Origin of the sequence: Shewanella sp. SM23 (genome assembly GCF_025654295.1) — a bacterium.
In the GTDB taxonomy this organism is placed as follows: domain Bacteria; phylum Pseudomonadota; class Gammaproteobacteria; order Enterobacterales; family Shewanellaceae; genus Shewanella; species Shewanella oncorhynchi.
In genome coordinates this window covers 246,365-269,421 of the sequence record NZ_JAKKRM010000005.1, presented here as the reverse complement: position 1 = coordinate 269,421, position 23,057 = coordinate 246,365, and the positions used below count along the sequence as shown (strand labels likewise).

The window sequence follows — 23,057 nt, the reverse complement described above, 5'->3', positions numbered from 1 at the left end:
TCACAACGGGGTATCGATCGTTAATGGTTGGCGGTCTTGCGACATATATCCGGCGTCTGTTGCGCCCTAATGAGATCCAAAAAGTAAGACCAAAAAGTAAGGAGAAGAAAAGTAAGGACAGCCACATCTTTTGTGTTCTGCGCACTCCTCTACTAGGCTTTACATTACCTTGATTTTCTCTGTATGGAGCCTGTGATGACCTCGGCCAGAAGACAGTTAATTGATGCCAATACAACGCCTTTCTATCATGTGATAAATCGCTGTGTTAGAAGGGCTTTTTTGTGTGGTGAAGATAAACTCTCAGGTCGTAGTTATGAGCATCGTCGCGGCTGGATTGTTGATAAAATCAAGGTATTATCTGCGATTTTCTGCATTGATATTTGCGCCTATGCGGTAATGAGTAATCACTATCATTTAGTGCTTAAAATTGATGTCGACAAGGCCAAATCGCTAACGCAAAAAGATATTATTCGCCGCTGGTGTCAAATCACTAAAGGCCATGCTGTCGCCACTAAGTATATGAATGGTGATGCTTTAATCGACGGTGAAGCGATGTTACTTGATGCATTTCTCGCCGAGTGGCATGAGCGACTGAGCAGTATCTCTTGGTTTATGCGCTGTTTAAATGAAGAAATTGCCCGTAAGGCCAATCGTGAAGATGAGTGTAAAGGTGCTTTTTGGGAAGGCCGTTTTAAGTCACAAGCCTTGTTAGATGAGCAAGCACTGCTGGCGTGCATGATGTATGTCGATTTAAATCCTATTCGAGCAGGGATTGCCGACTCTTTGCAATCCTCTGATTTTACATCGATTCATGAGCGCGTGAATGCGCTTAATCCTCATAGCAACGCGCCCCAACTGGCCAAAACTACCGCAGATAACCTACGGCCAATACGACATAAAGCCCTCGCAAAATTTGATGGTTCAACACTTCTGAGTCAGCAAACGGGTATTCCGTTTCATTTTGCAGATTATCTTGAGTTAATAGATTGGACGGGACGAGCCATTCGCCTTGATAAAAAAGGCTATATTGATAATCAGCGGCCAAAACTGCTCAATGAATTAGGCATTTCGCCCGATGCGTGGCTCACTTCAGCTAAAGAGTTTCGCCGTCAATATAGTGGCATAAGTGGTCGATGGGATAGCATGTGCGAGTTTAAAAAGCAGCACAACAGCGGCAAATGGTGTAAAAGTAAAGCCTCAAGCCAAGCGTTACATCCTTAAGTTCATCGCTGCCCACGATTCAACTCTCGGTATTATTTATGCTTATCCGGAATGCAGAGAATTCCGTGCAAAACATAGCTCATTTCTGCCCAATAGAGTGGTGTCTATAATCGTTAAGATGAGATCTAGTCTTTAAAACCAAAAGGTTACGCAAGCACTCGAAAGGCGTGCCATGGTGATTAGCGAGACGACCGTCCCCCCATGGACGGGGCGGTCGAGCATCCACGGACGGACTGGCTGCGAGTCGGGGAGCAAATGCCATGGCAAGCCATTATGAATGGCTTGCAGCAACAGCTAAGCATACAAAGACTAAATTGACTGGTAATCCCGCTCAATTTCCATAAAAACCAAATAAAAAAGACGGCCAGCGAAATTCGCCTTGCCGCCCCAATCCTTGATTACTTTCTTTCTAGCTTCTAGATGCCTTCTATGTATCTTTTATATTGCTAGAGATTTCGAGGCTATTCGCTTCGAAAGGCGTTGCTAGTCTTAAAGTCGTCTTGCCTCGATCACGCTATCGACTTGGGTCAGTTTAGATAACACTCGCGATAAACCATCGAGGTTATAAAGCTCCAGTTCCAACTCAATCGCGGCTGTCTGATTTTTAGTGTCCGATGACGAACTCATGGCCAGTACATTGGATTTTTCAGCAGCCAGCACTGAAGTTAAGTCACGCAATAAGCCACTGCGATCATGGGCTAATACCCGCAGACGCATGCGATAACCGCCGGAGTAATTTTCGCCCCAGACCACATCGACGCCACGCTCTGGGTGAACCCGCATTAACTCTTTAACTTGTTCACAATCAGCACGATGTACAGAAATGCCACGGCCTTTCGTGATAAAACCTAAGATCTCATCACCGGGAACGGGTTGGCAACAACGGGCAATATGGTTAAGCAAGTTACCCACACCATTGACTTCAACCTGACCACGGCCACTGGAGGTCGGCTTATGTTGGCCTTTCTTAACTAATTCTTCGACCGCATCTTCTTCTGACACTTCGTCGAGTCGCAGACGGCTTTGAATATGGTTAACCACTTGATGCAGACGCACATCACCGCCGCCAATCGCCGCCAGTAAGTCATCCATGCTCGCCATATTAAAGCGCTCGACCGCGATGGCGGCGTCTTTAATTTTAAGGCTCACCCGCGCCAATTCGGATTCAAGCATTTCTTTGCCGGCGACAATATTTTTGTCTCTGTCCTGCTGCTTAAACCAATGCTGGATTTTCGAACGCGCCCGCGAGGTACGGATATAACCTAAATTTGGGTTAAGCCAGTCGCGCTTGGGGTTGGGCTGTTTCGAGGTGATGATCTCGATACGCTCGCCCGTTTCAACCTGATAGGTGAACGGCACAATACGGCCATCGACCTTAGCACCAATACATTTATGTCCCACTTGGGAGTGAATGTAATAGGCAAAGTCGAGCACGGTTGAGCCCAGCGGCAAGTCGACGACTTCACCGCTTGGGGTGAACACATAGACTCTGTCTTCAAACACTTGGCTGCGCACTTCTTCGACCAAGTTGCCACTTTCGACCACGTCTTCCTGCCATTGCAGAATTTTACGCAGCCAGTTAATTTTTTCTTCGTAACCGCTTTGCTTACCGGAATGATTGCCTTCTTTGTATTTCCAGTGCGCAGCCACACCCAGCTCTGCATCTTCATGCATGTCTTGGGTACGAATTTGAATTTCAACGGTTTTGCCCTCAGGCCCCACCACTACGGTATGAATCGATTGATAACCGTTAGGCTTAGGGTTAGCGACATAGTCGTCAAATTCCCGCGGAATGTGGTGCCAAAGCGTATGCACAACACCTAACGCGCCATAACAATCCTGCAGGCGCTCAGTCACGATACGCACGGCGCGCACGTCAAACAACTCATCAAATTTGAGGTGCTTGCCCTTCATCTTGCGCCAAATACTGTAGATATGTTTCGGCCGGCCGTAGACCTTAGCGCGAATTTGATCTTCATCTAATCTTTGTTGCAACTGACTGACAAACTTGTCGATAAAGACTTCACGATCCAGTCGTTTGCCATCTAATTGCTTAGCAATGTCTTTATAGGTATCAGGATGCAGATAGCGAAAAGAAATATCTTCCAGCTCCCACTTCAATTGTCCAATCCCTAAACGGTTAGCCAGCGGCGCATAAATATCGGCAATTTCGCGGGCCAGCAGCACGCGAGTTTCTTCGTCGGCATTTTTCACCGCCCGTAGCAAACACACACGCTCGGCAAGCTTGATCACCACGGCGCGCACATCTTCAACCATAGCCAATAACATGCGGCGAATGTTATCGATTTGCGGCTCGGTTGAACGACTATTAGGATTGATTTTCAAGGCGCCGATGGCGTTCATGGTCACGACACTCGCCACTAAACGCGCCAGCGGCTCACCAAATTTCTCTTGGATGGCTTCTTCAGTCAGTAACCCAGCATCGAGCACCACAAACAAAATTGCCGCCTGCAGGGTTTCAATGTCCATGTTTAGTGGTGCGAGGATTTCAATCATCTCTCGAGCACGTTCGAGCAGTTCTCTCTTCGCCGCAGGACTCTTGGCTGGTAAGGCGTCAATCTGCCCTATCAAAGAGAGCAGCATCTGCGCTTCATCGGCATGACCAACATAGCGAGCTACCCAATCTTCTAAGTGAAAATCGGGATCATTAAAGTGCGCTTCGCGAACAGAGACCATCTAATTTATTTCCTTATCCGTGCTCAGAGAGAAAGTGGGCACCACTTCAGCTCTCCTATCTTCAGCATTGGCGCGAACTTGTCAAACCCAACCGACGTAATAATCACATTTTTTACGTTATTCAAACGCTTTGCTTACTTTGCCAGCGCAAATTACTTGGTTAATTCAAACAGTGCCATGGCTTCTATATGGTGTGTTTGTGGGAACATGTCGATAAGTCCCAATTGCTGTAATCGGTAACCGCGCTCTAACAGTACTGCGCTATCGCGGGCCAAGCTCGCAGGATTACAAGATACATACACGACTTTGCGTGGCTTCATCTTCTTAAGCCATTGCAAGCTTTCAAATGCCCCCGCACGGGCGGGATCGAGCAGTAATTTATCAATCTTGCCCATCCAAGGCTCAAGGGATAAATCCGCACTTAAATCGCCGTGGTAAAAGGTCAGTTTATCCAGATTGTTAGCTTTCGCGTTCACCCGTGCCTGAGTCACCATCTCGGCAACCCCTTCGACGCCAATCACATCAGCGCCCATTTTCGCTAAGGGCAAACTGAAATTGCCCATGCCGCAGAACAAATCCAAAATGCGCTCATCTGGCGCTGGCGCTAACCAATCCATCGCTTGAGCGACCATGGCCTTGTTAATTTGTCCATTCACTTGCACAAAGTTACCTGGGGTGAAACTTAAACTCACCGCATCCGACTCAGCTTTGTCATCTAACAGCTGATAAACCGGTAACACTAACTCAGCGCCAACGCCTTGGAATTGGCCTTCATTATCCTGCAGACAAATATGGATCTGATGCTGCTCAGCAAAGGCTGACAGCTTAGCGAGATCTTTATCGTTTAGCGCCTTAGTGATACGCAGCACAGCGAAGTGACCATTATCGGCGGCAATCAACTCAAGATGGCCTAAGCTGGCTTTAGCTGACAATTGGTTCAGCAACTTAGCAAAGGGGACGATCAAGTCCGATAACGGCTTAGCTAACACCAGACATTGACTGATTGGTACCACATTACTGCTACTAGCGGCGCGAAAGCCTAAACTTAAGTGCTTGGTATTTTTATCAAATAAAGTAGCAAGACGGGCGCGGCGACGATAATGCCAACCTTCCCCCGTGAGTGCAGGGGATAAAGCACCGCCTTCAGTACCAGCAAACTTAGCCATAATATCCAGCAACGCGGCTTCTTTATGCTCACGCTGACCCGATAATGACATATGCTGTAAGTCGCAGCCGCCGCAGGTATGGTAGTGTGGACACTCGGGCTCGACGCGCTCAGAGCTAGGTGTATCGACTTTAATTAACTTGGCGCGGGCATAATTTTTCTTTTGATCGGTGAGCTGTACCGTCACGGTTTCATCGGGCAGTGCGCCGGGGATAAACACGACTTTACCTTGATGTTGTGCTATACCTGCCCCTAAGTGATCGAGCTGATCCACGCTCAGCGATAACTTAGCCGACAACTGTTTGGAACTATTTGGTTTTGCTTTAAAAAATTGCGCCATTTCGGCCTCTAAATCAATAAAATACTGGCAAAGACCGCCCTCTTTCTGGCAGTCTTATAAAATTATCTTAGTCTCTGTCACAGGAAACACCGCCGCTGCTATGAACCCAGTCAACAACATGACCAAATACAGCCTACGTTCTTGGGTTCTTGTACTGGCGCTCGCGCCAACAATCTTGGTCGGTATCCTTCTGGGCAGCTACTTTACCATAAACCGTTTTTATGAGCTCGAAGATACGCTCGTCGAACAGGGCAGCAATATTATCGAGCCGCTGTCGATTGCCAGTGAAATCGGTTTAGTGGCCAATGATCGCGAGGCGACCAAACGCTTACTCGCGGCGGCGCAGCTCAACAAATCCACCTTAGTAAAATCCATCGCGATTTTCGATGCCAATAATCAACTCTTTGTGACCTCCCACTATCACAAAGACTTTGAGATTATGCGCTACAAAGAAGCCCTCAACACGCTGCATAAAACCGAAATTGAACATGTGGACGACAGCCTTATTTTACGGACGCCCATTTTTGCCACAGGCCCCATTGCTGCTCCCGCTAATTACGATATCCAGACAGATGATGGTCATCTTTTAGGTTATATCTCGATAATAATCAATAAAGAACGCGCCTTGTTAGAGCAACATAGAGCCGCAGTCGCCGCCTTTATTATCGTGTTGATCGGCGTGCAGTTAAACCTGCTATTTACTTTCCGGCTGGTGAAAAACGTCACTCAGCCCATTACTGAAATGGTGCGCGTCGTCGCTAAAATCCGTGAAGGTAAATTAGACGCCCGCTTAGATGGCAACTTGATTGGTGAGCTGGACTTACTCAAACGCGGCATCAATGCCATGGCGGGGTCGCTATCGGAATACCATGATGAGATGCAGCAAAATATCGACCAAGCGACGTCGGATCTGCGGGAAACCTTAGAGCAGATTGAAATCCAAAACGTCGAGCTGGATTTAGCTAAAAAACGCGCCCTAGAAGCCAGCCGAATTAAATCTGAATTCTTAGCGAATATGTCCCACGAGTTACGTACGCCACTCAATGGTGTTATCGGTTTTGCGCGGCAATTAGTCAAAACACCATTGCATTCGAGCCAAGTCGATTACATCAAGACCATAGAACGCAGCGCCACTAACCTGCTGGGTATCATCAACGACATTCTCGATTTTTCTAAACTCGAAGCCGGTAAAATGGTGTTAGAAAACATGCCCTTCGGCCTTAGGGAAACCATAAGCGATACTATTACCTTAATCTCGGGCAGCGCCCAGGCCAAAGGCCTAGAACTCGTCGTCGATATCGCCCCCAACGTGCCCGACAATGTCAATGGCGATGCCATGCGCGTATGCCAAATCATCAATAACTTGGTTGGTAACGCGATTAAATTCACTGACTCTGGCAGCGTGATGGTCAAAATCGAACTGCAGAGCCAGTCGGATGAACAAGTAGTACTGCGCTGTGATGTGGTCGACACTGGTATTGGTATAGATGAAAGCCAGCAGGACTTTTTATTCCAAGCCTTTGGCCAAGCCGATTCGTCGATTTCGCGCCGCTTTGGTGGCACCGGCTTAGGTTTAGTGATCACTAAGCGTTTAGTGAATCAAATGGGCGGCCAAATCGGCTTTACTTCATCCCCAGAAAAAGGCTCAAACTTCTGGTTCAGTTTGCCGCTCGGCTTAGGTCAATTCCAAATCGGTGACTCACTGCCGCTCGAAAAACTCAAAGACAAAACCATACTATTTTACGAACCGCGGGTACTCACCCACGCAGTATTAAGCCGCCAATTGAATCAATGGGATACAAAAGTCACCCATCATCAGCATATACCAAGCTTGTTGACTACGCTCACCACGGCTGAAGCGCCATACGACTATGTTCTCCTGAGTTGCCATGGGTTTAGCGATTCAAAACAACTGGTGAGTACACTAAACTTGGCGAAGACCAAAACAGATTGCCTTATAGTGCTATACGATTGCCAAGAACAGGATGCCTTAACCCAATTTATTCGCCCGAATGCCGATGTGGTGTTGTCTCTGCCAGTCAGTGAGCATCAGCTTGCGCGCAACTTACTCTATCCACCGATGGAGTACGACATCATAGCCCCTGCGACAATATCCACACCGGTAGCTCGCCAATCCTTAACCGTGCTAGCGGTAGATGATAACTTTGCCAACTTAAAACTGATTGATACTTTACTCAGCGAATTAGTGACGACTGTGGTTGCCGTCAACAGCGGTGATGAAGCAGTTAAACAGGCGAAGACTCGCACCTTCGACTTGATCTTTATGGATATCCAAATGCCTGGCACAGATGGAATTAGCGCCACGAAGCAAATTCGCCAAGGCTCGATGAACCGCAACACGCCGATAATTGCCGTGACAGCCCATGCCATTGCCGAAGAACGCGAACTGATTTTAGGCAGTGGTATGGACGGATATTTGCCTAAACCTATTGATGAAGCGGCACTCAAAGATATTATTCATCGCTGGATCACTCGACCTAAGTTCACCCATTTTGACCTGCATACGCTGAACTGGGATTTATGCTTAACCCAAGCCAATCACAAGGCCGATCTCGCCTTAGATATGCTCAGAATGTTGCTCGACTCATTACCGCAAACCGTGGCGACGATTCAAACGGCGCTAAGTCAAAACGATCACCCAGTCATGCTCAGTACTATCCATAAGCTGCATGGTGCGAGCTGCTACTGCGGCGTGCCCACCACACAAAGGTTATGCCAAGAAATTGAATCGGCACTAAAACGTGAAACATCGGTTGAAGATCTCGAACCCGAAATACTAGAGTTACTTGATGAGTTAACTAAGGTAGAATCTGCGGCAAATCAAGTGATATCACAGCTATCAGCGGAAATAACAGATGACCAAAAAAACGGGCTTCTTTAAACGTCTCAAGGCGTTAACACTGCCACAAAAACAACTCTTTGCCACTGCACTTTGCCAACGTATGTTGCCCAACTATCAACTGTTTTCCGAAGTCTGTGAGTTTGGCGATCCTACTGTGTTGAGTACCGCATTAGAACTATTGTGGCAATCCCAGTACGACTCCAAGCTCAAATTCAATGTCGATGTGCATCTGCAACGCTTGGAAGATAACACCCCAGATCCTGCTGATTTTGAAGCCTATGGCGTCTATCCTGCTATGGATGCAGTGGTCGCCATATCGACCTTACTGGGTGCGATCCAAGGCAAAATTGAAGAAGATATAGTCAATATCAGCAAATTATCATCCAGCACAGTGGCTAACTACATCGAAGCGATCAGCGATGTCGATTTGGTGGATGAAGCATTAGATGATTTCGTTTTCGCCCATGAAGTCATGGAGGAAGAGAAAGAATTACAAAATTCTCTGCTGGAAATTATTGAAGAAAATCCGAAGATCACCGCAGAACTGGTCAAAGGTTTACGCAAAGACATTATCGAAGCTGGCGTATCAAATATCGGTATCAGCGTAGCTTAACTGATGAGGTGCTTGGGGTTACTCAAGCACCTATTATCCATGCAGAATAAGAAAGGGATCATCGTTTTACACCCTCACCAACGAATCCCGTCAAAGATATCCAGTTGCTATAAATAGCATCAATAAAGATTGAGTTATTCCAATGAGAAAGATTGTTTATCAAGGATTTATCTTAACCAATAGCGAAGGACGCACCGACAGTTGGAAACTGACCATCAAAGATCAACAGCGTATCGGTTCTTTATTTGAACTACGGCGTTTAGTGGGATACTTCTTAGAACTCGGCATACTGCCCGCGACACGCTCCAGCCTGCAAGACGCAAAACAAACGCAAAACACCATGAGCAAAAACACCGTAAAACCTAAAAGACGCTAAAAATCAGTTCCCTTATTAAAGAATAACTCGGTTAAATCAACGCATAGAGAATAACTCTGGCGCCTTTGACTGCATAAACTCAATAAAGACTCTTACCTTTAGCGGCTGCTGGCTGCGCTGATGATATAAAATCGAAATCCGCCTCTGCTCGCCAATCCATTCCGGCAGTAATACTTTAAGTTTCCCTTCTTTAATCTGCTGTTTTACAAACAGTTCAGGACCATACAAGATCCCGCCATGGCCTAAGGTCGCCTGAATCGCTCCGTGTAAGTCCGTGAGGGTGAGCTTAGTCGGGCCATTAAAATAAAAAGACTCGCCGCTTGGATGCTTTAAATGCCAATTAAACAGCGGCCAGACTTTTATCAGTTGATGGGCTTCAAGATCATCGGGATGCACAAGTTTAGGTGCCTGAGCCAAATATTCTGGTGTGGCAAACAGGCAATAGTCGAGCTCGCCTAAGGTACTCGACACCCAAGAAGAATCAGGCTGAGCTCCGCCAACAATCGCCACATCTATGCCTTTGTCGATCAAATCTACTAACTCATTACTCTGGGAAATGTGCAAACGGATATCAGGATACAAACGGCCAAACTCATTCAATGCTTGAATAAACACGATGGAAATAATCGAAATCGGCGCGGCGATGCGTAAGGTTCCCTCGGGTTTATCACTGCCTAAACCACTTAGTTCATCAAATTGAGCAACCACACTCTGGTAGCGTTGAAAGAGCGCCAGCCCTTCCTCTGTCAGTCGCAACTTGCGGGTGCTGCGCATAAAAAGCTGTTTATCGAGCTTCTCTTCCAACTTCGCTAACTTGCGGCTCACAGTGGCGATGGGCATATCGAGCTCTTTCGCCGCCTGCGAAAAACTGCCCGCATTGACTAAATGCACAAAAAGATAGACAAGTTGTAGTTCAGCGCTTAAATCATCACTCATTGCATGTCCTAATTCTGTTCTAGCTGCCCACTTTAGGCACTATATAAAGTCATCAACAATCACAGCGTACGCTAAGTCATTGTGTTTTAAACATCAATTAATCCACTTATACGACCATAGCGCAATAGCCTTAGACTGAAATGATATGTTATTTTGTGGCGAGTTTTACTGCGCTGGCGCTAGTTCTGGTTCTAACGTGACATAAAAAAGGCAAGCGCCCACCCAAAATCATAGTGATAGTAGAAATAACGGTGGTGGCTGAGTTTATTCAAATTTAATCGTAAGGATGAGTGAGGGAAATGACCATTTTAACCCCTCTGTTTGCCGTCTTCGGGATCATGTTGCTCGGCACACTAGTGCAAAAATTAAAACTCTTGCCCGTCAATACGGATCAAGTGCTAAACCAGTATGTGTACTATATTGCGTTCCCTGCGATCATGCTTATCGCCCTCGCCCAGCAGCCGATTGATGAAATTTTGCAATGGGGATTCATTGCGGGCTACAGCACGGCTATGGTGATTACTTATCTTGTCTGCCTTGGGCTCTCGCTGCTTGCTAACCCTAAACAGCATGCGGTTGCCGCCATTCGAGCCCTCAATGCCACCTTTGGTAATACGGCATTTATTGGTATTCCACTGCTTATCATCTTATTCCCGCAGCAGCAAAGTGCCTTAGTTGCCGCCGCGATTGCCAGCTTATTATCCGTGCTGATGTTTGCCGTCGCCTTAGTCTCGATGGAACTGGCCACTAACACCCAAAGACAACACCACGCCTTAGTCATAATTATGATGGCGGTCGGTAAAAACCCTATCGTTATTGGTAGCTTGATTGGCGTCGGCATTTCAGCGCTAGAGATAAAACTGCCCTCTGGGCTGGCGCTAATGATCCAGCAAATAGGCAATACCTCAAGCCCCTGCGCCCTATTTGCTATCGGCATGGTACTCGCCAAAGCGATGCGCTACCAGAAAGATAGCAGCGTATTTAGCCCCAAGAATTTTATCGAACTGAGCCTTATCAACCTCTTCAAGCTGGCTATCCAACCGGCACTCGTCTACTTTATGCTTAACCGTTTTGGAGTAAGTGGTGACTACCTGATCATGGGCGTGATCTTGAGCGCACTGCCCACCGCGGCTAGCGTGTACTTACTCGCCCAGCGTTATAACACTCAGGCTTCAACCAGTGCTCAAGGCATTCTATTTGGCACCTTAGTCACTTTCTTCAGTTTACCTATCTTAGAAAGCTTAGTAAGAACCTATGCATAATCAGTTAATTAAAAATATTTACTGTCGATAATGTCGATTTTTCACCCAAGCCACTTTACTGTATATAAAATCAGTATATACTGTTTATCAATACAGTGGTTTGGTATGTTTTTCGACAGGAATTCACTATGCTTTGCCAACTCAGCATTAATAACTTCGCTATCGTCCGTTTTTTAGAACTGGATTTTCGCCCCGGTATGACCAGCATCACAGGTGAAACCGGTGCGGGTAAATCGATTGCCATCGATGCGCTAGGCCTATGCCTAGGCAATCGCGCCGATGCCAGCAGTGTTCGTCCCGGAGCCAATAAAACCGAGGTCAGCGCCCGCTTTTCCTTGGATGATATTCCACTGGCGAAACGTTGGTTAGAAGATAACGATCTTGAACTCGATGATGAGTGCATTCTACGTCGGACTATTGGTAGCGATGGCCGTTCACGCGCCTACATCAATGGGAATCCAGTGCCGCTGACGCAGCTAAAATTACTGGGTCAGTTGCTTATCGGTATTCACGGTCAACATGCGCACCATGCAATGTTAAAAAGTGAACATCAACTCACCCTGCTCGACAGTTATGCCAACCACAGATTGCTTATAGATACGGTTGCCGCTAGCTTTCAACGCTGCAAGCAAATTGAGGCCGATCTAAAACAACTCGAAGCCTCCCAGCATGAACGTATTGCCCGTAAGCAATTAGTGCAATATCAAGTAGAAGAACTCGATGAGTTTGATCTTAAAGTTGATGAGTTCGATGAGATTGAGCAAGAGCACAAACGTCTGGCTAATGGCACTGAGTTGATTGATACCTGTCAGGCGAGCTTAGATATACTCACAGAGGGCGAAGAGAACAATATAGAGTCGCTACTCAACCGAGTCGTTTCCCTCGCCGAAGATCTGCAAAGCTACGATCCCGCATTAAGCAATATCAACACTATGCTCAATGATGCCTTAATCCAAGTGCAAGAAAGTGCAGGCGAATTACAGCACTATTTGAGTAAACTTGAACTCGATCCAACCCACTTTGCCTATTTAGAAGAACGGCTATCAAAAGCCATGCAACTGGCGCGTAAGCATCATGTTAGCCCGAATAAACTGGCCGAGCATCATTTAGCATTAAAGGCTGAGCTAAGCACCTTAGACAGTGATGAAAGTAAACTTGAAGAAATTCAGATTCAAGTCGAGACAAGTAGAGCCGCTTATCTTAGCTATGCGCAAAAGCTCAGCCAAAGCCGTGCCCGCTATGCTAAAGAACTCGACAAACTGGTGACTCAGTCAATCCACGAACTGAATATGCCTAAGGGTAAATTTACGATCGAAGTCAATTTCCACCCCGAGCAAATGTCAGCCAATGGCAGTGACAATATCGAATTTATGGTAACCACTAACCCTGGCCAACCTTTGCAACCGATTTCGAAAGTCGCGTCTGGCGGTGAGCTCTCACGGATAGGGCTAGGGATCCAAGTGATTACCGCGAAGAAAGTTGCCACACCGACATTAATTTTCGATGAGGTGGATGTCGGGATTTCCGGCCCCACCGCAGCAGTGGTGGGCCGCATGTTACGCAGCTTAGGGGAATCGACCCAAGTACTGTGCGTGACTCACTTGCCGCAAGTTGCGGGCAATGGTCATCAACACATGTTCGTCGATAAATTTAATAAGGCAGGCAGTACTGAGACCACAATGAAATCGCTCGATCGTGAGCAGCGTATCCAAGAGCTTGCAAGACTGTTAGGTGGCGATACTATCACCAGCAATACCCTCGCGAACGCAAGGGAACTGCTGCAATAGTAGTATGGTTTAGATAACGAATGAGGTAGCTAAACGCTTGAATCTACACACTCTAGATCACAAGCTAAGGGGCCATATCAAAAACTAAGGGTTAGTTGATGGAGATGCTAACGAACATGTCGGGTTAACTATCATGTTAGGTTAACGATAATGTTAGCTAACACACCAGACTAGCCCTTGCAGACAAATAAATGAAAACACGCCCGCTAACACATCGTCAATCATAATGCCAAAGCCACCATGAACTTTGGCATCGAGCCATCGAATAGGCCAAGGTTTGATGATGTCGAAAAAGCGAAATAGACCAAAGCCGACTAACAACCAACCCCAACCTGCTGGTGCCGCTATCATAGTGATCAGTAGCCCAACCACTTCATCCCACACAATCGCACCGTGATCGTGTACCCCCATATCTTGAGCGGCTTTACCGCAGATATAAAATCCCGCAAATGCGCTCAATAAGGTTAAGCCGATATACCAAGTGAGCGGTAATGGCGCCATCAATAAATAGAGGGGAATGGCTGCTAAGGTACCGAAAGTACCAGGCGCTTTAGCGGCGAGTCCGCTACCAAAACCGAGTGCCAAAAAGTGGACAGGATTTTTTAATGACAGGCGCGTTAGCACCTGATCCTTTGACAACCATTTCATTAACATGCTCTTCGCTTAAAAGTGCTCGAAACCGTGATACGGCGGTGTAAACGGCTCACCATTAAGTTGCAACTTGAGCTTACTGCCTGCACAAATTTGTCCAACGCGAACAAACTTTGCTCCTGCATGGCTCAACGCTGTCTCAAGCGCACCTTTTTGCGCCTCAGGAACGGTGAACAGCAGTTCATAATCTTCGCCCCCCGTCAGCGCATAACCTAAGGCATGCTCCTCGCTGACGGTATCTTGCATCGCGCGTGAAAGCGGGATGCAATTAACGTCCACCACAGCACCGACTGCCGAAGCCTTAAGCACATGACCGATATCCGAGATAAACCCGTCGGAAAGGTCGATTGCACTGGAGGCAAGCGAACGCAAAGCTTGGCCCGCTAAAACTCTTGGTGTTGGACGATAATGGCGATTGATCAGGAATTCTTTATGCTCGGCTCTAGCCTGTTGCGCGCCGCGAATGATATCCAGACCTAAAGCCGAATCTCCGAGCGTGCCCGTGACATAAATCCAATCACCGGCTTTAGCACCATGACGCGTGAGTGCCTTACCCTGTGGGACTTGGCCGTGCACAGTGATGCTAATCGCCCGTGGACCACGAGTCGTATCGCCGCCAATTAAGGCGATGCCATAGTAATCGGCCGCTTCAAATAAACCTTCACTAAAGCCACTTAGCCAAGTCTCATCGACTTCGGGTAGCGTTAAGGCAAGCGTCATCCACGCGGGTTCAGCGCCCATGGCAGCCAGATCAGATAAATTTACCGCTAAGGCTTTGTAACCTAAGGCAGCAGGAGGCATATCGGGGAAGAAATGGACATTTTCAACTAAGGTGTCACAGGAGATAGCGATCGACTTGTTTTCTGCAGGTTGCACTAAAGCGCAATCGTCACCGATGCCAAGCTTCACATCACGGCGAGTGGGGCCGCGGTTGCTAAAATAACATTCAATTAATTGGAATTCTTTCACTGTACAGTTTGGCACGACTTACATCGGCCACCTTTGTTAGCAATGAAAAACGGTATCCTAAGATACCGTTTGTCTTTATTACTTGCGTGCAACCAGTTTGTCGAGCAGTCCGTTCACAAACTTATGACTCTCGTCCGCACCGAAAGCTTTTGCCAACTCAATCGCTTCGTTAATCGCGACCTTGTATGGCACATCTTTACGGAAAGTAAGCTCATAGGTCGCTAAACGAACTATGGCTTTCTCTACTGGAGACACTTCATCAATCGGGCGTTCCAGATGCGGGATGATCAGCTCATCCAATTGGGTTTTCTTCGTTGCAACGCCTGAAAATAGCTCACGAAAATAAGCTACATCAACACCGTCGAGACTTTGTTCAGTTAAAAACTCATGCTCGACATCGGCAATATTATTCCCGCTTAGTTGCCATGAATAGATGGCTTGAACGGCTAAACGGCGGGCCTTGCGGCGCTCAGAAGGCTTCATTATTTTTCCTACTATAACAACTGTTGTTCAAGTTCTTGCAGAACATTGACCATTTCAAGCAGGCTTAAAGCAGCTTCGCCGCCTTTGTTACCCGCTTTGGTACCTGAACGTTCAATCGCTTGTTCAATGGTATCAGTGGTCAAAACACCGAAAGCAACAGGCAGATCAAATTCTAAAGCAACTTGAGCTAGACCTTTATTACATTCGCCTGCAACAAAATCAAAATGAGGAGTACCACCACGGATCACCGCACCTAATGCGATAATACCGTCGAATTTACCACTGGCAGCTACGCGACGCGCAGCTAGCGGCAACTCAACCGCACCTGGTACACGGACAACAGTGATATTGTCGTCGCTGACTTGGCCAAAACGTTTCAGCGTGTCAAGTGCACCTTCAAGCAAGCTCTCAACTAAAAAGCTGTTGAAACGCGAAATTACAATCGCAACTTTGGCATTTTTCGCTTCGATATTACCTTGAACTACGTTCATTATCTTACCTAATTTAGCTAAAGCACCCAGCTCGGGGCGAAAAGTGGCGACATGATATCACAGCCAATTGCCCAGAGCCCTATGCAAATTATCAGAAATTGTTAATTTTACTTCAGTGTAACTTTGGGTTTCAGTCCGCCACATACTCAGTCACTTCAAGGCCAAAGCCTGAAAGTGAATGGTAGCGTTTAGGCGAGCTGAGCAGGCGCATCTTAGTCACGCCAAGGCTAGCGAGGATTTGCGAACCCACACCCACACGGCGCGACGTCCCCTGCCATTTTGCAGAAGCAGGCGCTTGGCCTTGATCTTCAGCTTCAAAGGCTTTCACCTTAGAGAGAATTTCACAGGGATGTTCTTGATTCCCGAGTAAAACCAATACGCCACCTTCTGCAGAAATACGCTCCATCGCCTTTTCGAGTGGCCAGCTGCGTTGCTGATCGCGCTCTGAGTGGAGTAAATCGTTGAAGGTATTTTGCAAATGCACGCGCACCAAACAATCTTCTTTCACCTCACCTTTGACTAAGGCAAAGTGCAATTGATTGTCGATAGTGTCTCTAAAAGTCACCATATCGAACTCACCGAAACGGGTTGGTAATTTGCATTTAGCTTCGCGCACAACCGTGGTTTCTTTGGTATTGCGATACTCGATTAAAGCCGCGATAGTGCCGATTTTGATGCCATGCAACTCGGAGAAAATCTCCAAATCTGGGCGACGTGCCATAGTGCCGTCTTCGTTCAAAATCTCAACGATAACGCCCGATGGCTCAAGTCCCGCAAGACGGGCTAAATCACAGCCTGCTTCAGTGTGGCCTGCGCGGGTTAATACGCCGCCATCCTGTGCCATTAGCGGGAAGATATGCCCAGGTTGCACTAAATCAGACGCTTTAGCCTCTTTAGCCACAGCCGCTTTCACCGTTACAGCGCGATCGTGGGCCGAAATACCGGTAGTCACACCTTCGGCTGCTTCAATAGAAACCGTAAAGTTAGTCGAGAACTGGGCGTTATTATTCGTCACCATTAAGGGTAGGTTTAACTGCTGGCAACGGGCTTTAGTCATGGTCTGGCAAATGAGCCCACGGCCATATTTCGCCATAAAGTTAATCGCTTCTGGCGTGACCATTTCGGCCGCCATGATCAAATCACCTTCGTTTTCTCTGTCTTCGTCATCCATCAAAATAACCATTTTGCCTTGACGAATATCTTCGATGATCTCTTCTATACTGTGCAGCGCCATTGTAGGACCTTCTGATTTTGCTGTTATTATGAAATTCTATACCTAAATAACCTAAGCTGCCGATAAGCTTAAGTTAAATAATCTGCTCCTGTGCACTAACGCACAAAGCCGGCACGGGCTAACATTTCCATGGTGACACCGCCGCTCTTGCTGTCTTTGCCATCATAATTCATCAAGCGTTCAAGATAACGGGCGATTAAATCCACTTCGATATTCACCTTATCGCCCGCTTGCAGGTCGATTAACGTGGTTTCCCCCGCGGTATGCGGCACTATGGTCAAGCGGAATCGACTGCCGTCCACTTCGTTAACCGTCAAACTCACGCCATCAATGGTGATGGAACCTTTATGGGCAATGTAACGCCCAAGCTCTGCGGGTGCGGCTAGCCAAAACTCGATAGCTTGACCACGCACTAAGCGTTGCTCAACCGTTGCAATACCGTCTACATGGCCACTGACCATGTGGCCGCCTAAACGTGTGGTTGGGGTGACGGCTTTTTCAAGATTCACCTTAGTACCCACTTTGTAGTGAGCAAAGCCGGTTAGACTCACTGTTTCGGCAGAGATATCAGCCACATAACCGTCGGCTAATTGCTGCACAACCGTTAAGCACACACCGTTAGTGGCAATGCTGTCGCCTAAACGCACATCGTTTAAATCCAGTTTGCCGCTCGCCACGGTCAAACGAATATCATCGCCCTTGCGTTCAAGCTTTCGCAGGGTGCCAACAGCTTCAATAATCCCAGTAAACATGGTTAACTCACTTATTCGATAAAGAAGTAATAAGGCATAAGACTCAAGGTTTAACGGTTATCTTGCCCTAATTAAATGAAGAAGTATCAAGCATAACGCTCAAGGTTAAACGGTTATCTTGCTCCAATTCGATTTAGATAAAGAGGTATCAGGCTTAACGCTCAAGATTAAACGGGTATCTGGCCCTAATTTGCGCTCATCGACCAACATTAATGCAGGAATTTGCGCCATGGTTTGATAATCGGGTAGCTGCAGCAGATTACGCCCTTGCCCGCCGAGGATTTTCATCGCTTGGTACAGCACTAACTCATCGGCCAGACCCTGCGCTAAAAATGCGCCCGCTAAGGTTGCACCCGCTTCCACCAGCACGTGATTACAACTTTGGCCTAAATAGCTTAATAGTTCAGGCAATGAGACGCGACCTGCAATTGCAGGTAACACGAGGCAACTCACATGGGAGGGCAATTGTGCTTGAAAGTCTGCGGGATAAGCCACGGTCGAGACCAAGAGTATGGGCGATACGATAGTCAAGCAGGCGGCCGATAACGGCAAACGGGCGCGACTGTCGAGTATGACTCTTAATGGCTGTAGTAATTGCGCCTCGGTTACACTGTCTTTTAAGCTGCCAAGTTCCTGATAACGCACATTGAGTGAGGGATCGTCCGCCAATATGGTTTCAATCCCAGTGACCAAAGCGCAGGAACGTAAACGTAATCGCTGCACGTCGCGGCGAGATTCTGGACCGGTTATCCATTTAGACACACCGTTAGACAGCGCAGTTTTACCATCGAGACTCGCGGCTAATTTTACAGTGACTCTAGGTAAACCTGATTCCATACGCTTCATAAAGCCTAAATTCAAGGCATAGGCTTCATCACGGTGTAATCCCACATCCACTTCAATACCGGCGTCGCGCAGCATTTTAATACCGCGCCCAGCCACTTGCGGATTAGGATCTTCAACCGCCACCACCACACGCTTAACGCCAATATTGATCAGCGCCAAGGCGCAGGGCGGCGTGCGGCCATAATGACTGCAGGGCTCTAGGGTGACATAGGCGGTTGCGCCACGGGCATGTTCACCAGCCATACGTAGTGCGTGCACTTCGGCGTGGGGCTCACCCGCTTTTTGATGATAACCTTCACCGATGATTTGGTTATCGTTAACGATAACGCAGCCCACACTGGGATTGGGTCTCGTGGTGTAAAAGCCTTTGCGCGCCAATTGAATCGCGCGGCTCATCATTTGGGTATCGAGTACGGACCAACTTATGTTCAAGCTCATGTTCAACCCTGTTGTTAAAGGTTTCGGCTTTCACCAGTCTTATAAAATCTTTCTTTTCATGCTGTTAGCAACTGCACGCCTGCCTTTTTAGGCGACAAAAGCTGAATAACTACTTTTGCAGTTTGGCGATGGCTTCGCCAAATTCAGACACGTCTTCGAAGGCACGGTACACAGAAGCGAAACGTATGTAGGCGACTTTATCGAGGCTCATCAATTGCTCCATCATTAAGTTACCCACCATTTCTGACGGCACTTCCCGCTCGCCAGTGGCGCGCAGAGTAGACTTGATTTTGCTGAGTGCTTGCTCGATTTCATCCATAGATACGGGACGTTTTTCAACGGCGCGCAACATGCCACCTTGGAGTTTTTCTTCATCGAAGGGTTGGCGTGAACCATCGCGCTTAATCACCCTAGGCATGACTAATTCGGCGCCTTCGAAGGTGGTAAATCTTTCATGACATTCGGTGCATTCTCGGCGACGGCGCACTTGGTGGCCTTCTGCCACTAATCGGGAATCGATGACTTTAGTATCTGTCGCGCTACAAAATGGACAATGCATTGAGCCTCCTGCCAGTGAATGGTCGTAAAGCGTTAATAGGTTTACCTGTTAAATCTCAGTCAAACGCTATGGATTTAAGCCTAAGATTTTACCAATAAAAATGGCCGCTTAATGCGGCCATGGGATTTTATCCTATTTATGGGCTGAGGTTAACCACCTGATGCTTGTTAGGCTCAGCACCACAAAAAGGAGACTATTTACAGATTAACCGTAAACAGGGAAACGTGCACACAGTGCCAGTACTTGGCCCTTAACACGCTCAATCACTACAGGATTACTTGCATCATCAAGGATGTCACAAATCCAGCCAGTCAGCTCTTTCGATTCCGCTTCTTTAAAGCCGCGGCGCGTAATGGCTGGCGTACCGATACGCACACCTGAGGTCACAAAGGGTGAACGTGGGTCGTTTGGCACTGAGTTTTTGTTCACGGTAATGTTAGCGCTACCTAAGGCGGCATCGGCTTCTTTACCCGTTAAGTCACGACCAATCAGGTCAACTAGCATTAAGTGGTTGCTGGTTCCGCCAGAGACGATTTTGTAACCGCGCTCAAGGAACACTTCAACCATAGCTTTAGCGTTGTTAACCACTTGCTGTTGGTACACTTTAAATTCTGGCTCTAGGGCTTCTTTGAACGCCACCGCTTTACCGGCGATAACGTGCATCAATGGGCCACCTTGACCGCCTGGGAATACCGCAGAATTCAACTTTTTGTACAAGTCTTCATCGTCAGCAGCAGATAGGATCACGCCACCACGAGGACCCGCTAAGGTTTTGTGGGTCGTAGATGTCACAACATGCGCGTGTGGTACTGGGTTTGGATAAACGCCCGCAGCAATAAGACCGGCAACGTGTGCCATATCGACAAATAAATAAGCACCGATTTTGTCTGCGATTTCACGCATTTTTGCCCAATCAACGATACCTGAATAGGCAGAGAAACCGCCGATCATCATCTTAGGCTTGTGTTCTAAGGCAATACGCTCCATCTCGTCGTAGTCGATTTTGCCAGACTCGTCGATACCGTAAGGAATGATGTTGTACAGTTTGCCAGAGAAGTTAACGGGAGAACCGTGGGTCAAGTGACCACCATGAGCTAAGTTCATGCCCAGTACGGTATCGCCAGGTTTTAACAATGCCATGTAAACCGCGCTGTTTGCCTGTGAACCTGAATGAGGTTGTACGTTAGCGTAAGTTGCGCCAAACAGTTGTTTAGCACGTTCAATCGCTAAGGTTTCAACTACGTCCACATACTCACAACCACCGTAGTAACGCTTGCCTGGATAGCCTTCAGCGTACTTATTGGTTAACTGTGAACCTTGCGCTTCCATCACGCGTGGACTGGTGTAGTTTTCAGAAGCAATCAGCTCAATATGCTCTTCTTGACGCAGAGTTTCATTCTGAATTGCGTTAAACAGTTCCGGATCATAATCTGCGATATTCATATCTTTTTTCAGCATTGCTTACTCCAGCTGCCAATTCTTATAGGTAGGGTTGCGCGGTATTCTACTCGGAACGCGGTCACAATCCCAGTATTTGAAACATGAAATTCCTGCAGATAGTGCTTGAACTTGGCTCATTGTCGAGTTGAGTTCGGCGCGCAATCGAGTAGAATTAGCCGCATCATTAGTCACTTAAGATAGAGAAAAATGGCTCAGTTTGTTTACAGCATGCTGCGGGTGGGTAAAATTGTTCCGCCTAAGAAGCAGATCCTTAAAGATATTTCTTTAAGCTTTTTCCCCGGCGCCAAAATTGGCGTACTCGGCCTCAACGGTTCAGGTAAGTCGACGCTACTGCGCATTATGGCGGGTATTGACACCGAAATTGAAGGTGAAGCGCGCCCAATGCCGGGATTGAAAATCGGTTACCTGCCGCAGGAACCTAAACTCGATCCGAATCAAACCGTGCGTGAAGCGATTGAAGAAGCGGTTGCAGAGGCAAAAAATGCCCTAACTCGCCTCGATGCCGTTTACGCGGCCTACGCCGAGCCGGACGCCGATTTCGACGCCCTTGCGAAAGAGCAAGGCGAACTAGAAGCCATTATTCAAGCCCAAGATGCCCATAACTTAGAGTACGTCCTTGAGCGCGCCGCCAACGCCCTGCGTCTGCCTGATTGGGATGAAAAAATCGAAGTATTATCCGGTGGTGAACGTCGCCGCGTGGCGATATGTCGTTTGCTGCTTGAAAAGCCAGAAATGCTGTTACTGGACGAACCCACCAACCACTTGGATGCTGAATCTGTGGCTTGGCTTGAGCACTTCTTGCAGGAATATGCCGGTACTGTGGTCGCGATTACCCATGACCGTTACTTCCTCGACAATGCCGCTGGCTGGATTTTAGAACTCGACCGCGGTGAAGGTATTCCGTGGGAAGGTAACTATTCTTCATGGCTTGAGCAGAAAGATGCCCGTCTGAAGCAAGAATCAGCCACCGAAAGCGCTCGTCAAAAAACCATTGCCAAAGAATTGGAATGGGTACGTCAAGGCGCCAAAGGCCGTCAGTCTAAAGGCAAGGCCCGTATGGCGCGCTTTGAAGAACTGAACACTAACGATTACCAAAAACGTAACGAAACCAACGAGCTGTTTATTCCGCCCGGACCACGTTTAGGCGACAAGGTTATTGAAGTGAATAACCTGACCAAGTCTTACGGTGACCGCGTTTTGATCGACAACTTGTCGTTCTCAGTACCTAAGGGCGCTATCGTCGGCATTATCGGTGCCAACGGCGCGGGTAAATCGACCCTGTTCCGCATGTTATCCGGCGCAGAAAAACCAGACAGCGGCAGTATTGAGCTAGGTGAAACTGTGCAACTGGCCTCGGTTGAGCAGTTCCGCGATTCGATGAATGATAAGAACACCATTTGGGAAGAAATCTCCGGTGGTCAAGACATCATGCGTATCAACAACATGGAAATCCCGAGCCGCGCCTATGTGGGCCGCTTCAACTTCCGTGGTGGCGATCAGCAAAAAATCATCGGCACTCTGTCGGGCGGTGAGCGTAACCGCGTGCATTTAGCCAAACTGCTGCAAGCGGGCGGTAACGTCTTATTACTCGACGAACCCACCAACGACTTAGACGTTGAAACCCTGCGCGCACTGGAAGAAGCGATTCTGGAATTCCCAGGTTGCGCTATGGTGATTTCGCATGACCGTTGGTTCCTCGACCGTATCGCGACCCACATTCTGGATTATCGCGACGAAGGTCAAGTGAACTTCTACGAAGGTAACTACACAGAATACTCGGCATGGTTGAAGAACACCTATGGCGCCGATGTGGTTGAGCCACACCGCTTGAAATACAAGCGGATGATTAAGTAAATCTAGAATCTAGGCAAGTGTAAATCTGAGGAGTTTAACTCGAAAGGGTTAAGCTCCTT

General features: G+C 47.6%; 19 protein-coding genes. 7 read left to right on the top strand and 12 right to left on the bottom strand.

The window, feature by feature from the left end; translation table 11 throughout:
- The first annotated feature begins 195 nt into the window (after positions 1–195).
- Positions 196–1,221 carry a transposase gene (locus L5L98_RS09255; protein WP_263140232.1) on the top strand — a complete coding sequence of 342 codons (1,026 nt, stop codon included), beginning with the start codon at positions 196–198 and terminating at the stop codon, positions 1,219–1,221.
- Between the two features lie 489 nt (positions 1,222–1,710).
- On the opposite strand, the gene relA is transcribed toward L5L98_RS09255, so the two are convergent.
- Together relA and rlmD are read right to left on the bottom strand one after the other, a co-directional pair.
- Positions 1,711–3,918 carry a GTP diphosphokinase gene (gene relA / locus L5L98_RS09250; protein ID WP_028761378.1) on the bottom strand — a complete coding sequence of 736 codons (2,208 nt, stop codon included), beginning with the start codon at positions 3,916–3,918 and terminating at the stop codon, positions 1,711–1,713.
- A 152-nt stretch (positions 3,919–4,070) separates the two neighbouring features.
- A complete protein-coding gene (gene rlmD / locus L5L98_RS09245) occupies positions 4,071–5,423 on the bottom strand; it encodes a 23S rRNA (uracil(1939)-C(5))-methyltransferase RlmD (RefSeq protein ID WP_263140231.1) in 1,353 nt (450 codons plus the stop codon).
- Positions 5,424–5,523: 100 nt separating this feature from the next.
- On the opposite strand from rlmD, the gene barA reads away from it, so the two are divergent.
- From barA to L5L98_RS09230, 3 genes are all read left to right on the top strand, one after another.
- The gene (gene barA, locus L5L98_RS09240; RefSeq protein ID WP_263140230.1) at positions 5,524–8,325 is read left to right on the top strand and encodes a two-component sensor histidine kinase BarA; all 2,802 of its coding nucleotides are present in this window, start codon (positions 5,524–5,526) and stop codon (positions 8,323–8,325) included.
- Complete coding sequence (locus tag L5L98_RS09235; protein WP_028761381.1) at positions 8,300–8,899, top strand: YjaG family protein; 600 nt, start codon at positions 8,300–8,302, stop codon at positions 8,897–8,899. The genes barA and L5L98_RS09235 overlap by 26 nt, the downstream gene beginning before the upstream one ends.
- A gap of 142 nt (positions 8,900–9,041) precedes the next feature.
- A complete protein-coding gene (locus tag L5L98_RS09230) occupies positions 9,042–9,275 on the top strand; it encodes a DUF3319 domain-containing protein (RefSeq protein ID WP_131523583.1) in 234 nt (77 codons plus the stop codon).
- Between the two features lie 36 nt (positions 9,276–9,311).
- On the opposite strand, the gene L5L98_RS09225 is transcribed toward L5L98_RS09230, so the two are convergent.
- Positions 9,312–10,211 (bottom strand): LysR family transcriptional regulator, encoded by a 900-nt coding sequence (locus tag L5L98_RS09225; protein WP_263140224.1) that lies wholly within the window; start codon positions 10,209–10,211, stop codon positions 9,312–9,314.
- Between the two features lie 299 nt (positions 10,212–10,510).
- On the opposite strand from L5L98_RS09225, the gene L5L98_RS09220 reads away from it, so the two are divergent.
- Both L5L98_RS09220 and recN read left to right on the top strand, forming a co-directional pair.
- Positions 10,511–11,473 (top strand): AEC family transporter, encoded by a 963-nt coding sequence (locus tag L5L98_RS09220; RefSeq protein WP_263140222.1) that lies wholly within the window; start codon positions 10,511–10,513, stop codon positions 11,471–11,473.
- A 128-nt stretch (positions 11,474–11,601) separates the two neighbouring features.
- Complete coding sequence (recN, locus tag L5L98_RS09215) at positions 11,602–13,260, top strand: DNA repair protein RecN (protein WP_263140219.1); 1,659 nt, start codon at positions 11,602–11,604, stop codon at positions 13,258–13,260.
- A 153-nt stretch (positions 13,261–13,413) separates the two neighbouring features.
- Here recN and L5L98_RS09210 read toward each other — a convergent pair whose 3' ends face one another.
- From L5L98_RS09210 to glyA, 9 genes are all read right to left on the bottom strand, one after another.
- Positions 13,414–13,908 (bottom strand): phosphatidylglycerophosphatase A, encoded by a 495-nt coding sequence (locus tag L5L98_RS09210; RefSeq protein WP_263140216.1) that lies wholly within the window; start codon positions 13,906–13,908, stop codon positions 13,414–13,416.
- 15 nt (positions 13,909–13,923) lie between these two features.
- A complete protein-coding gene (thiL, locus tag L5L98_RS09205) occupies positions 13,924–14,880 on the bottom strand; it encodes a thiamine-phosphate kinase (RefSeq protein WP_049821775.1) in 957 nt (318 codons plus the stop codon).
- Positions 14,881–14,958: 78 nt separating this feature from the next.
- Entirely contained in the window at positions 14,959–15,363 is a 405-nt protein-coding gene (gene nusB, locus L5L98_RS09200) for a transcription antitermination factor NusB (protein ID WP_006082638.1), read from the bottom strand.
- A gap of 11 nt (positions 15,364–15,374) precedes the next feature.
- Positions 15,375–15,854: a 6,7-dimethyl-8-ribityllumazine synthase gene (ribE, locus tag L5L98_RS09195; protein ID WP_006082639.1), complete on the bottom strand. Its 480-nt coding sequence runs from the start codon at positions 15,852–15,854 to the stop codon at positions 15,375–15,377.
- 130 nt (positions 15,855–15,984) lie between these two features.
- Positions 15,985–17,088 carry a bifunctional 3,4-dihydroxy-2-butanone-4-phosphate synthase/GTP cyclohydrolase II gene (gene ribBA / locus L5L98_RS09190; RefSeq protein ID WP_028761388.1) on the bottom strand — a complete coding sequence of 368 codons (1,104 nt, stop codon included), beginning with the start codon at positions 17,086–17,088 and terminating at the stop codon, positions 15,985–15,987.
- A gap of 95 nt (positions 17,089–17,183) precedes the next feature.
- Complete coding sequence (locus tag L5L98_RS09185; protein ID WP_263140209.1) at positions 17,184–17,840, bottom strand: riboflavin synthase; 657 nt, start codon at positions 17,838–17,840, stop codon at positions 17,184–17,186.
- A gap of 105 nt (positions 17,841–17,945) precedes the next feature.
- A complete protein-coding gene (gene ribD, locus L5L98_RS09180; protein WP_263140207.1) occupies positions 17,946–19,124 on the bottom strand; it encodes a bifunctional diaminohydroxyphosphoribosylaminopyrimidine deaminase/5-amino-6-(5-phosphoribosylamino)uracil reductase RibD in 1,179 nt (392 codons plus the stop codon).
- A 109-nt stretch (positions 19,125–19,233) separates the two neighbouring features.
- Entirely contained in the window at positions 19,234–19,683 is a 450-nt protein-coding gene (nrdR, locus tag L5L98_RS09175; RefSeq protein WP_006082643.1) for a transcriptional regulator NrdR, read from the bottom strand.
- 204 nt (positions 19,684–19,887) lie between these two features.
- Positions 19,888–21,141 carry a serine hydroxymethyltransferase gene (gene glyA, locus L5L98_RS09170; protein WP_263140204.1) on the bottom strand — a complete coding sequence of 418 codons (1,254 nt, stop codon included), beginning with the start codon at positions 21,139–21,141 and terminating at the stop codon, positions 19,888–19,890.
- A 189-nt stretch (positions 21,142–21,330) separates the two neighbouring features.
- On the opposite strand from glyA, the gene ettA reads away from it, so the two are divergent.
- Entirely contained in the window at positions 21,331–22,998 is a 1,668-nt protein-coding gene (gene ettA / locus L5L98_RS09165; protein ID WP_263140202.1) for an energy-dependent translational throttle protein EttA, read from the top strand.
- The last annotated feature ends 59 nt before the right edge of the window (positions 22,999–23,057 follow it).

Bases quoted from the DNA above. Each gene is read 5' to 3' on its own strand.
- ribE (WP_006082639.1), bottom strand. From the start codon at position 15,854: ATGAACGTAGTTCAAGGTAATATCGAAGCGAAAAATGCCAAAGTTGCG.
- ribBA (WP_028761388.1), bottom strand. From the start codon at position 17,088: ATGGCGCTGCACAGTATAGAAGAGATCATCGAAGATATTCGTCAAGGC.
- rlmD (WP_263140231.1), bottom strand. From the start codon at position 5,423: ATGGCGCAATTTTTTAAAGCAAAACCAAATAGTTCCAAACAGTTGTCG.
- L5L98_RS09220 (WP_263140222.1), top strand. From the start codon at position 10,511: ATGACCATTTTAACCCCTCTGTTTGCCGTCTTCGGGATCATGTTGCTC.
- L5L98_RS09230 (WP_131523583.1), top strand. From the start codon at position 9,042: ATGAGAAAGATTGTTTATCAAGGATTTATCTTAACCAATAGCGAAGGA.
- glyA (WP_263140204.1), bottom strand. From the start codon at position 21,141: ATGCTGAAAAAAGATATGAATATCGCAGATTATGATCCGGAACTGTTT.
- L5L98_RS09210 (WP_263140216.1), bottom strand. From the start codon at position 13,908: ATGAAATGGTTGTCAAAGGATCAGGTGCTAACGCGCCTGTCATTAAAA.
- L5L98_RS09255 (WP_263140232.1), top strand. From the start codon at position 196: ATGACCTCGGCCAGAAGACAGTTAATTGATGCCAATACAACGCCTTTC.
- L5L98_RS09235 (WP_028761381.1), top strand. From the start codon at position 8,300: ATGACCAAAAAAACGGGCTTCTTTAAACGTCTCAAGGCGTTAACACTG.
- recN (WP_263140219.1), top strand. From the start codon at position 11,602: ATGCTTTGCCAACTCAGCATTAATAACTTCGCTATCGTCCGTTTTTTA.
- nusB (WP_006082638.1), bottom strand. From the start codon at position 15,363: ATGAAGCCTTCTGAGCGCCGCAAGGCCCGCCGTTTAGCCGTTCAAGCC.
- nrdR (WP_006082643.1), bottom strand. From the start codon at position 19,683: ATGCATTGTCCATTTTGTAGCGCGACAGATACTAAAGTCATCGATTCC.
- L5L98_RS09185 (WP_263140209.1), bottom strand. From the start codon at position 17,840: ATGTTTACTGGGATTATTGAAGCTGTTGGCACCCTGCGAAAGCTTGAA.
- ribD (WP_263140207.1), bottom strand. From the start codon at position 19,124: ATGAGCTTGAACATAAGTTGGTCCGTACTCGATACCCAAATGATGAGC.
- barA (WP_263140230.1), top strand. From the start codon at position 5,524: ATGAACCCAGTCAACAACATGACCAAATACAGCCTACGTTCTTGGGTT.
- ettA (WP_263140202.1), top strand. From the start codon at position 21,331: ATGGCTCAGTTTGTTTACAGCATGCTGCGGGTGGGTAAAATTGTTCCG.
- L5L98_RS09225 (WP_263140224.1), bottom strand. From the start codon at position 10,211: ATGAGTGATGATTTAAGCGCTGAACTACAACTTGTCTATCTTTTTGTG.
- relA (WP_028761378.1), bottom strand. From the start codon at position 3,918: ATGGTCTCTGTTCGCGAAGCGCACTTTAATGATCCCGATTTTCACTTA.